The sequence below is a fragment of the Klebsiella sp. 2019SCSN059 genome (genome assembly GCF_021739525.1).
GTDB lineage: Bacteria > Pseudomonadota > Gammaproteobacteria > Enterobacterales > Enterobacteriaceae > Klebsiella > Klebsiella quasipneumoniae.
This window is the reverse complement of the sequence record NZ_JAKKOM010000158.1, coordinates 1-338: the sequence shown is the minus strand read 5'-3', so window position 1 is coordinate 338 and position 338 is coordinate 1. Positions and strand designations below refer to the sequence as shown.

At 66.9% G+C, this 338-nt stretch carries 1 protein-coding gene; it reads right to left on the bottom strand.

Annotation, left to right across the window (positions count from 1 at the left end):
* A partial coding sequence (locus L2I46_RS29400) for a hypothetical protein (protein WP_052964170.1) occupies positions 1 to 237 on the bottom strand: 237 nt, incomplete at its 3' end.
* Positions 238 to 338: the final 101 nt, after the last annotated feature.

The window sequence follows — 338 nt, the reverse complement described above, 5'->3', positions numbered from 1 at the left end:
CAGAGCCATGTAGACAACATCCCCTCCCCCTTTCCACCGCGTCAGACGCCCGTAGCAGCCCGCTACGGGCTTTTTCATGCCCTGCCCTAGCGTCCAAGCCTCACGGCCGCGCTCGGCCTCTCTGGCGGCCTTCTGGCGCTCCTGCTGCGGCGTCCGCTCGTGGGCCGTGGCGCGGGTCCGCGCGCCGGCCTCGTGCGCCTGGCGCTCGCGGGCGAGGTCCAGGGCGGCCGTCTTCACGTTCTGCCTTGCGCAGATGAGATAGGGGAGCCCGCAGAATTCGGAAAAAATCGTACGCTAAGGTTTTCCGGGCATCCGTAAGGGCCGAAACTTCCCGTCTT